Source organism: Protofrankia coriariae (genome assembly GCF_001017755.1).
Lineage (GTDB): Bacteria > Actinomycetota > Actinomycetes > Frankiales > Frankiaceae > Protofrankia > Protofrankia coriariae.
On sequence record NZ_JWIO01000033.1, the window covers coordinates 1 to 10,117 of the forward strand.

Annotated in this window: 9 protein-coding genes; 2 read left to right on the forward strand and 7 right to left on the reverse strand. The window is 71.2% G+C overall.

The window, feature by feature from the left end; genetic code table 11:
• Positions 1–445: 445 nt before the first annotated feature.
• Positions 446–2,020, forward strand: a complete 1,575-nt coding sequence (locus FrCorBMG51_RS18005) for an O-antigen ligase family protein (RefSeq protein ID WP_139342432.1) — start codon at positions 446–448, stop codon at positions 2,018–2,020.
• Here the strand turns inward: FrCorBMG51_RS18005 and thrS are convergent.
• The 7 genes from thrS to FrCorBMG51_RS18040 all read right to left on the reverse strand — a co-directional run bounded on the left by thrS (position 1,974) and on the right by FrCorBMG51_RS18040 (position 9,933).
• A complete protein-coding gene (thrS, locus tag FrCorBMG51_RS18010; RefSeq protein WP_047224232.1) occupies positions 1,974–3,806 on the reverse strand; it encodes a threonine--tRNA ligase in 1,833 nt (610 codons plus the stop codon). The two genes, FrCorBMG51_RS18005 and thrS, sit on opposite strands and share 47 nt — an antisense overlap.
• A 346-nt stretch (positions 3,807–4,152) precedes the next feature.
• Entirely contained in the window at positions 4,153–5,133 is a 981-nt protein-coding gene (locus FrCorBMG51_RS18015) for an SDR family NAD(P)-dependent oxidoreductase (RefSeq protein WP_047224233.1), read from the reverse strand.
• On the reverse strand, positions 5,133–6,218 hold the full coding sequence (locus FrCorBMG51_RS18020) for a GumC domain-containing protein (RefSeq protein WP_047224234.1): 1,086 nt from the start codon (positions 6,216–6,218) through the stop codon (positions 5,133–5,135). Before FrCorBMG51_RS18020 ends, FrCorBMG51_RS18015 begins: the two co-directional genes overlap by 1 nt.
• Positions 6,219–6,234: 16 nt before the next feature.
• Complete coding sequence (locus FrCorBMG51_RS18025; protein WP_162233239.1) at positions 6,235–7,440, reverse strand: DegT/DnrJ/EryC1/StrS family aminotransferase; 1,206 nt, start codon at positions 7,438–7,440, stop codon at positions 6,235–6,237.
• A 17-nt stretch (positions 7,441–7,457) separates the two neighbouring features.
• On the reverse strand, positions 7,458–8,177 hold the full coding sequence (locus FrCorBMG51_RS18030) for a nucleotidyltransferase family protein (RefSeq protein WP_338052763.1): 720 nt from the start codon (positions 8,175–8,177) through the stop codon (positions 7,458–7,460).
• Complete coding sequence (locus tag FrCorBMG51_RS27165) at positions 8,062–9,216, reverse strand: sugar transferase (protein ID WP_157180558.1); 1,155 nt, start codon at positions 9,214–9,216, stop codon at positions 8,062–8,064. The genes FrCorBMG51_RS18030 and FrCorBMG51_RS27165 overlap by 116 nt, the downstream gene beginning before the upstream one ends.
• A gap of 237 nt (positions 9,217–9,453) precedes the next feature.
• Positions 9,454–9,933: a glycosyltransferase family 4 protein gene (locus FrCorBMG51_RS18040; RefSeq protein ID WP_047224235.1), complete on the reverse strand. Its 480-nt coding sequence runs from the start codon at positions 9,931–9,933 to the stop codon at positions 9,454–9,456.
• Between FrCorBMG51_RS18040 and FrCorBMG51_RS31675 the strand changes: the two genes are divergently transcribed.
• A partial coding sequence (locus FrCorBMG51_RS31675) for a hypothetical protein (protein WP_235433700.1) occupies positions 9,881–10,117 on the forward strand: 237 nt, incomplete at its 3' end. The genes FrCorBMG51_RS18040 and FrCorBMG51_RS31675 overlap by 53 nt on opposite strands.

Sequence of the window (10,117 nt, forward strand, 5' to 3'; positions counted from 1 at the left end):
ACTGATCACGAGACACTCCCGCTGGCCGGGCGACCGTGGACTCGAGCGCAGAAGCTTCCACGACCGGATCATCGAAAAGCTGAGCGCGGACCCCGCGTGGGAATGAGGCACGCACTGCTTGAGGCACGCACTGCTTGACGTGGCCTCGTCGCGGTCGCCACCCGCGTTTGGCGTAGGCGAACTACCGCGCATGCGGGGCCTGCGTGTGGCTGGGCCGGCATACGGTCGACCATGACAGGCGGAGACATGGTGGTGACGGACCGGAGACGGGCCAGCGACGGACCAGTGCCGCGCGGACCGGGAGGGTGTACGTGCCTTGACGAGTTGGCCGAACGATCCCCGGCGTCACGGCCGCCCGGCGACGGTGATGCGGACAGTCCCCGCGTGGGCCGCCCGCCTGCGGCCATCGGACGCCGGACGGTGTGGCGCGGTGGAACCCGGCCTGGTGAAATCTGGTGCGACAGCGCCCGGCAGGCCGGAAACGGCGGTCGCCGTAGCCGCCACCGTCGGCGCCGTGCTCGTCGGTGCCACCATGGCCGAACGGGTGTGGGTGGGGCTGGCGCTGCTCGTGTTCGTGCTGTATGTCGCCCTGGCCGTCGTGGATCTACGGCTCGGTATCGCCCTGTGGACGCCAACGCTGTTCCTCGAGGCCGTCCCGGCCTTCAACCTTGCCGCGAAAGCGGCCGGTCTGGTCCTCATCCTGCGTTGGCTCGTGGCACTGCGCGGACCGGCAGGACCAGCAGGGCCGGCACCGCGGACGGCGGGGTGTGGCAGCGTCGACCTCTCCGCGCTTCGGCAGCGGCCGGGGCTCGTCACCGTGGGCATGCTGTTGCTGACGTCGCTGTCGCTGTCGCTGCTGTGGGCCGTCGACATCGGGGCCGCCGCCACCGACCTGTGGCACTGGTGGGCACTGGTAATGATCTTCGTCGTGGTGGGTACGGCAATGGCCGACATGCGGGCCGTCCGCCTGGCCGCCGGCGCGTTTCTCGCCGGTGCGGTGCTCTCGGTCGCCGTCGGCCTGGCCGGCGCCGGCCCGTGGCCGAGCAACCCCGCGGGCCTGGCTGGAGCCCCCCGGTTGCAGGGCGGGGCGGGTGATCCCAACTTTCTCGCCTCGTGGCTGGTGGCGGGGCTGATCCTGGCGGTTGGTCTCATCGCGGCGAGCGAGAACAGGGCGCTGCGCCGGCTCCTGCTCGCGGCCAGCGGCCTCGCCGCCGTCGGGCTCGCCGCGACCCTCTCCCGTGGGGCGTTCGTCGCCGCCGGTGCCAGCGCCCTTGCCGCGCTCGTCCTGCTGCGGCGCCACCGTCGGCGGGTGGCCGGGCTGATCCTGCTTGTCACGGCCGCGGCCACCGCCTGGCTGGCGACGTCGCCCGCGGCCTGGGAGCGCATCACGACGAACGACCGCGGGGACGGCCGGGTGGACCTGTGGAAGGTCGCCTGGAGCGTCGTGCGGGACCATCCGGTCCTGGGGGTCGGGCTGAACAACTACACGGCGGTGGAGAGCGACTACGTGCGCCGGGTCGGGCCCGTACCCTGGCTCGACATCATCATCAGCCGCGCGCACGAGGTGCACAACGCCTATCTCCAACTGCTCGCGGAGAACGGGATCGTCGGGGTAGCGCTGTTCCTGGCTTTTCTCGTCCTCTGCCTGCGGTCGATGTTCCTCGCCGCCCGGCGTTTCGAGGCGCTCGGTGACCGGCGGAACGCGGCGGTGGCGAGCGCGGTTCTGCTGGCCACGTTCAGCATGGCCGTTTCGGGTGTCTTCCTGTCCAACGCCATAGACAAGCGCCTGTGGTTCCTGCTCGCGCTGGGGCCGGCGCTGCTGCGGGCGGCAACCGACAGTCCGCGCCCACCCGTGGAGCACGCGTCACCGCCGGGTGTCTTTCTCTCACCAGCAGCCTGTGCGGTGGAAGAAGGACGCCCGGCGGGAAAGGAAGACCGGAGACCCGGAGACAAGCCCGGTGTCCGGGACGGGATCAGCCGGCCGGATCCAGGTCGAGGGTCATGGCGCGGTCGGCGATGAGCCGGCCCAGCTTCTCGATCAGTTCTGGGACGGGCCGTGAGCCCAGGTTGCGCCGCCCGCGGGCGCGGACGGACACCGAGTCGTTCTCCAGCTCACGGTCACCGATGACTGCGACGTAGGGCACCTTCTGCTGCTCGGCCCTGCGGATCTTCGCCTGCATCGTGTTGTCGCTGTCGTCGAGTTCCGCGCGGATTCCCGCGTCGACCAGGCGGCGCCAGACGGCGGCGGCGCCGTCGGCCTGCCGGTCGCTGATCGGGACGACCCGCACCTGCACCGGGGCGAGCCACACCGGGAACGCCCCGGCGAAGTGCTCGATGAGGAACGCGACGAAACGTTCGTGCGAGCCGAGCGGCGCCCGGTGCAGGACAACCGCCTGCTCCGCCTCACCGTGCCGGTTGGTGAAGGTCAGGCCGAACTGTTCGGGCATGTAGAGGTCGACCTGGTTCGTCGACGCGGCGAACTCCCGGCCGGTGACCGAGGTGAGGATGAAGTCGACTTTCGGCCCGTAGTGCGCCGCGCCGCCGATGTCCTCGATGTAGGGAATGCCGGACCGTTCCATGGCGTCGCGGGTGATGCGTTCGGCCTCCTGCCACATCAGCTCGTCGCCGTGGTATTTCTCGGTGTTCTTCGGATCCCGCAGCGCGAGGACCATGTGGTAGTCCTCGATGCCGAGCTTGTCGTAGTAGAGGGCGTGCAGCCGCATGACGGCGAGGAACTCGTCGATGGCCTGTTCCCGCGTGCAGTAGATGTGCGCGTCGTTCTGGGAGAAACCGCGCACCCGCATCATCCCGAACAGCTGACCGGACCGCTCGTAGCGGTAGACCGTCCCGTATTCGGCGAGCCGCAGCGGCAGTTCCCGGTAGCTGCGCGGGCGTGCCTTGTACACCATGTGGTGGTGCGGGCAGTTCATCGGCTTGAGGTAGTACTCCTCGCCATCGATGTCGATGGGCGAGTAGAGGTCGTCCGCATAGTACGGAAGATGCCCGGAGATGTAGTACAGGTCGCTCTTGGTGATGTGCGGGGTGACGATGCGCTGGTAGCCGTGGGCGCGTTCGACCTCCCGCGCCCAGGTTTCCAGCTCGTCGCGGACGATGGTGCCGTTCGGCAGCCACAGCGGCAGCCCCTTGCCGACCGCCGGGCTGAAGGCGAACAGGTCCAGCGCCTCACCGATGACCCGGTGGTCCCGCTTCTTCGCCTCCTCCAGCTGCCACAGGTAGTGACGCAGCTCTTTGGGGGAGTCCATCACGGTCCCGTAGATCCGCTGGAGCTGCTGGCGTTTCTCGTCGCCTCGCCAGTAGGCGCCGCTGACCCGCAGCAGCGCCACCGCGTCGGGATGGATCGCGCTGCTGTCCTCGATGTGCGGCCCGCGGCAGAGGTCCTCGAAGTCGCCGCTTTCGTAGACCGACAGCTCGACCGGCCCCTCGATCGGCTCGCCGTTGTCGTCGACGCCGCCGGCGACGATGTCGCGGATGAGTTCCAGCTTCAACGGCTGATCGGCGAACTTGGTGACGGCCTCGTCCGCGGTCAGCTCGTGCCGCTCGAAGTGCACGCCGCCGCGGATGAGGGCGCGTACCCGCTCCTGGAGCTCGGCGAGGTCCTCCGGGGTGAGGGGGCGCGGGAGCGCGAAGTCGTAGTAGAAGCCGTCCCGGGTCGGCGGGCCGACGCCCAGCTTGGCGTCCGGGAACTTCTCCAGCACCGCGTGGGCGAGCAGGTGCGCCACCGAATGGCGTTTGGCGTAGAGCGTGGATGCCCGGTACTCGGCGTCCGTCTGGGGGACCTTGCTCATGACCGCCCCCCGCTCTGGCTACCGTGGGCGCCGGTCAGCGATGACCGGCCGCCGGGCCTTCTCTCACACATCACGTCGTCCTTGCCCTGTCTGCCCTGTCCGTGTCTGCTGCCCTGCCCGCCGGGTCCGCATGCCGACCCCCACGGGCGTGGGGAGCGGTCGGCTCACCGGTTCGGCGGCGTCACCGCCGTGGCACCGTCCGGCATGATCGGACACACCCGTGGTTGGATGCGCCGGTGTCCCGCCGCCGACACGCCCTGTTCCCAGCAGACCTTACTCGATACGGGAGTCGCCGATATCGACCCGCTGGCGGGGCGGGCGGGGCCGCCGCAGTCACCCGCGGCGGTCATCTCGAGTATTCACCGACGCGGAACCGGCTCATGTTCGACTTGATCCATCCGATTGTCGCCGTGAGCCCGGCGTCGAGGTCGACCCGGGGGGCCCAGCCGAGCAGCTCGCGGGCCAGCGCCGGATTCGACACCAGCCGTGCGACCTCGCTGTGCGGCGGCCGCAGCCGGGTCTCGTCGACGTTGACGGTCAGTTTCCGGCCCAGCAGGTCGCCGACCGCGGTGACGAGTTCCGCCACCGAGACGTCGTGCCCGGTCCCCAGGTGGACGGTCCGGCCGACGGCGGCGTCGGACTCCGCCGCGGCGAGGAAACCGGCGACGGTGTCCGAGACGAAGGTGAGGTCCCGGCGGGTGTCGAGCTCCCCGAGGCGCAGCGTCCCACCGGCCAGCGCCTGCGTGATGACGGTGGTCGTGACCGCGCGGGCCGACTGGTGCGGGCCGTAGGTGTTGAACGGCCTGAGCACGGTCACCGGCAGCTGGTGCGAGCGGTGGAACGCGCCCATCAGCTGGTCGCCGCCTGTCTTGCTGGCGGCGTAGGGGGACTGCGCCGTCAGGGGATGCTCCTCGGTCATGGGGATGGTGCGGGCGGTGCCGTACACCTCGCTCGTCGAGGTGTGCACGACCCGGCCCACCCCCGCGCGCAGCGCGGCCTCGGCGACGTTCAGCGTCCCGAGCACGTTCGTCTCGAAGAAGTCCCGGGCGTTGACGTAGGAGTACGGGATGGCGATCTGCGCCCCGAGGTGGAAGACGACGTCCGCGCCGCTGACCGCCCGCTGCACCGACTCGACGTCGCGCAGGTCACCGAAGAGGACCTCCATGTCACGTACGACGTGCTGGTCGTGCCATTCCAGGCTGCCCCTCTCGCCCCGGGAGTTGTACCGGAGAAAGGCACGGACGCGGCTGCCACCGCGTACGAGCGCGGCGGCGAGATGCCCGCCGATGAACCCGCCCGCCCCCGTGACGAGCGCTGTCCGCGCCATTACCGGGCGGGCCCGGTCGGCTGGCCATCCAGCGCCCGCACCGTGGGGGCCACACCGGCCTGTGTGTCCACCGTGGACGCCTGCGGTCCGGGCGACGGGGACGCGCCGTCGGCCGCCGCCGTGTCCGCTGCCGGTACCGTGCCTGCCGATCCCGTACCCGCCGGCATCACGCCCGCGGATGTCGTGCCTGCCGATACCGTGCGGGCGGACCCGTCGTCCCAGGCGGAGCCCTGCCGGCCACGCCGTGCGCGGGCGAGCCGTTCGGCCGTGATCGCCGCTGCCGCCCCGAGGACGAGGCCGGCCAGCGTACTGATCGTCAGCACCAGCCAGGCCGGGGCGCCCGCGGCCGAGCGCGGGACCGCGGCGTCCTGCAGCAGCGACATGGTGGGATCACCGCTGTCGCGGACCTGGCCCAGTTCGACCAGCCGCTGCTCGAGGCCGGCGGCGGTGACGCTCTGCTGGCCGGCGGCGTCGCCGCTCTGCTGGCCGGCGCCGCCGGGCTGGCTGCGCAGCGCGTCGAGCCTGGCCTGGGCCGCGCGGGCCGAGGAGTCGGCCAGCCGTCGCAGCGTGGCCTGCCGGGTGTCGATCAGGGAGTGCGCGTACGTGTTCGCGACATCCGCCGCGGTCCTCGCCACAGAAGCGCTGGCCACGACCTCGAGAATGTTGGTCTGCCCCTTCGGCGCCACGTCGACGGTCCGCTGGACGCGTTCCGCCGTCCAGGGCGCGCCGAGCCGGGTGGCCGCGACCTGTGCGATGTCACGGTTGTCCGCGGCGGCGGCGGCGGTCTGGATCGTCCTGATCGGGTCCCCCAGGTCGCGGACGAGCGGCAGCCCGAGCAGGCTGTCGTCGTCCTGCGCCAGCGGTGTCACGAGAACGTCCGCCCTGGCGTGGTAGGTGGTCGGCCGCAGGGCGAGCGCCAGCAGACCGCCGCCGAGCGCGGCGAGCGTGACCAGGGTCACCAGCAGCCGGTGTGCCCGAAGAGCCCGCAGGTCGCCGGCGGGACGCTCGTCGTCCCACCCCCGCGCGGGGCCGTCCCGCCACGGCGCCGGAGACGACGGTGTGGGCCTCTCCGTCGGCGGCTCCATCGATGGCTCCACGTCGTCACCTCGCAGCCGTCTCGTCGCTGGTGTCCCGGCGCCGGGAGCTCGTTCTGGCGAGCGCCAGGGCCTTCCCCGTCGCGCTCACCACCTGTTCCTGCTGGTCGTCGCGCATGTGGGCGAACATGGGCAGGGTGACCGTCCGCGCCGCGTACCCGTCCGTCAGCGGGAGTTCCCGCCGGGGCGACCCCGGCGGGGCGGCGTGGACGGTGCTGCGGTGGACCGGCGGATAGTGGACGCTGGTCTGGACTCCCCGCTCGGACAGGTGGCCGCGGAACGCGTCGCGGTCGACGTCCGCGGGCAGGACGACGGCGAACAGATGATGCGAGCGGGCGCATCCGTCATCCACGGGTTGCCCCGGGACCGCGTCCACGGGGTGGCCCGGGATCACGACGTCGAGGTCGCCCAGCGCCTCCCGGTAGCGGGCGTCCAGCCGGGCCCGCCGCTGGTTCTCCGCGGCCAGCCGCCGCAGTCGGCAGGCGGCCAGCGTGGCCCGCGGTTCGTCGATGCGGTAGTTGTAACCGAGCGCGACGACGTCGTACGTGTGCGCGTGGCCCTGGTGACGGTCCCAGGCGAGTGTGGTCATGCCGTGGGAGCGCAGCAGCCGCACCCGGTCGGCGATGTCCGGGTCCGCGGTCACCACGACACCGCCCTCGCCGACCGCCAGGTTCTTGTTCGCGAACATGCTGAAGGCGCCGGCGGTGCCGAAGGTGCCCAGGTGGCGGCCGTGCCACCACGAGCCGGCGGCGTGCGCCGCGTCCTCGAGAAGGATCAGGCCGCGGCGGGCGCACAGGTCGCGCAGCGCCCCGATCTCCCCGGCGTGCCCGCCGTAGGCGACGTACAGGACGGCCTTCGTCCGACTGGTGATCACCTGTTCGCAGCTGGCCGCGGACAGCCACGGCCGCGCAGGCCCGGCGATGTCGGCGAAGACCGGGGTCGCGCCCGTGTAGCGCACGGCGTTGGCGGTCGCCACGAACGTCAGCGACGGGACGATCACCTCGTCGCCGGTGGTCAGCCCGACCGCCAGGCACATCAGGTGCAGCGCCGCGGTCCCGTTCGTGACCGCGACCGCGTGCCGGGTACCGACGAAGCGTGCGAAGAGGTCCTCGAACTGACGGGTCCGCGGGCCCATGCTGAGCCATCCGGACCGGTAGGTGTCGGTCACCGCCCGTAGATCGTCGTCCTCGACGACGAGATCCGACAGCGGCACGGCCCAGTCCATCACTGTCACTGTTCCGTGAGCAGGGCGACGTCCTGGACCGCCCGCTCGTATTCCTGCGGTGTGCCGATGTCGTACCAGGGGGCGTCGCTGGAATATGCCGCGACCTTCTCACCGGCCGTGAGCAGGCGCTGGACCAGCTCCGGGAACTGGCACTCACCGTCCGGGAGGTGTTTCAGCGCCCGCGGCTCGTAGATGTAGACGCCCATGCTCACGTCGTAGTGCAGCGTCGGTTTCTCCCGGTAGGAGCTGACATAGCCGTCCGTGGTCTCGAGCACGCCGAGGTCGATGTCGACCGGGTTCTTGTGGGTGGCGATGGTCAGGGCGGCGCCGGTCTCGACGTGGAAGTCGACCAGCTCGCGGTAGTCGAGGCCGGTCAGCACGTCGCCGTTCATGGCGATGAACGTCTGGTCGAGGTCGGGGACGGCCCGCAGTGCCCCGGCCGTGCCCAGCGGTCTTTCCTCCCAGTGCCAGTGCAGCTCCAGACCCGGTTCGAGTCGGGCCTGGGAGAAATAGGCCGCGATGAGCCCTCCGAGATAGTTCACACAGAGATCTATCCTGGTCACCCCGACGGCCCGCAGCCGGTCGATGATGTGCTGCAGGATCGGGCGTTCACCGACCGGCACGAGTGGTTTGGGGATGATTGTCGTGTACGGGCGCAGCCTGGTGCCGAGCCCGCCGGCAAGAACAACCGCCCTGATGTGCGACAGACCGCTCATCCCGTTCATCGACATCCCCGTCCTCGGCCCTCCGGTGCGGAACCCGCCTGCTTCGGCAGACGGCCCGTCCGGCTCGCGTGGAAGAATTCCGGACCAGCCGGAAGAGCTCTCCTCGCCCGTCACGTCCGACAGTTTTTCCGTCGTGTTCGGGCTTTCTGCGAAGCTCGGTTCTCCTGTCCCGTTCTGTTTTCCCGTCATATTCGACGTCGAAACGGCAGAACAGCACGAGTGGGGTCCACAGCAGCAGTTTGCAGTCGGTGGTGAGCCGCCGGTCAGCGGCGTACAGGCGGTCGAGCCGCACCTTCTCCGGCAGCAGGTCGTCGACGTAACGGCGCACCGGATCCCCGTCCTGCCCGGCACCGATCAGGTCGCCCTCGTCCCGGAAGACGAGCTGGGTCCATCCCGACAGGCCGGGACGGACCGTCAGGATCTCCTGGTAGGCCCGCGGGTGCAGGGCCACGAACCGGGGATCCTCCGGTCGCGGGCCGACCAGGCTCATCTGCCCGCGCAGGACGTGCCACAGCTGGGGGATCTCGTCGATGCGCCGGCGCGCGAGAAAGGCGCCGATACGGGTGAACCGTTCGTCGCCAGCCGCCGTCACCGGCGGCCCCGACATTCCCATCCGCATCTTCCGGAACTTCAGGACGGCCAGTGGCCTGCCCCGATGGCCCACCCGCAGCGCCCGGTAACACACCGGCCCTCTTGATTCGATCTTGATGGCAAGTGCGATCAGGAGTAGCGCCGGCAGGGCCAGCAGCAACAGAAGGGCCGCCAGCAGCATCTCGGCGGCCAGCTTCGTCCCGGCGAGAAACACCTCCCCACGGGTCCGCCCTGTCGTGCCCGCCGTGGTGGGCCTTCCGCCGAGGACGGGTCCTTCGTTGAACGGGCGTCCCGCGGCCGAATCCGGGCGCTGCGCCACCGGGTGTTCCGTTGCCGCGGTTTCTGCCGCCGGGTGTTCCGCCACCGACGTTTCCGTCACCGATATTGTGGTGAGAGCCCGCCGGATGTGCCCGGTCGTCCCGGCCACGGCGGTCGTACGACGGACCACGTCCTCCCCCTGCTTTCCCCGTCGACCGGTGGCGTACCGCCGGCCGGGCCGGGCCCGGGATTCCCACCGGATCCGGCGTCCGGAAGCCGGACTGGACGGTCCCGGGGCCAGGCACTCCACCGGTCGCCAGCGGGCCTGGAAACCGCATCGCCACCGTACGTCCGCCCCCGCCGCCACCGGCTCCCCCATCGGCACCAACTCCCCTACGCCGTATGTGGGTGGCGGGAGTCGTCCGGGTCACGCCTTCTCCCCTGCCTCCCCGGCGATGAAGCGGGCGACCCGGCTCGCCTCGGCTTCCAGGGTCACCGCCCGGGCGGTGACCAGGCCGTGGGCGACCAGACGATCCCGCAGGTCGGCGTCGTCGACGAGACGGTTGATCGCGGTCACCAGCCGGCCGACGTCCGAGGGCGGCACGAGCAGGCCGGCGCGCCCCCCGTCGAGCGCGGCGCGCACACCGCCGACGTCGGTCGCCACGACGGGCGTCCCGCAGGCAAGGCCCTCGATCAGCACCTGCGGCACACCCTCGGTGAACGAGACGTGCACGAGGATGTGTGCCTGCCGATAGAACCGCAGCAGGGCCGGGCCGAAGGGGACGTACCCCTCGAACACGACGCGTCCGTCGACGCCGAGCCGGCGGGCGNCCGTCGACGCCGAGCCGGCGGGCGTGCCGCCGGACCGCGTCCTCCAACGGCCCGCGGCCGAGCAGCCGCAGCACATGGCGCCCCGGCCGCTGCCGCTCCAGGTGGGCGAGCGCGTCGACGAGCAGCAGGGGGTTCTTCTCCCGGTCGATACGGCCGACGGCGAGCAGTTCGACCGGTCCCGTCCAGTCACGCCGTGGCACGGCCGCGGCGATGTCCCGGGCGGGGACCAGGCTGACCGTCATCGGCAGGACCGCCGGCCG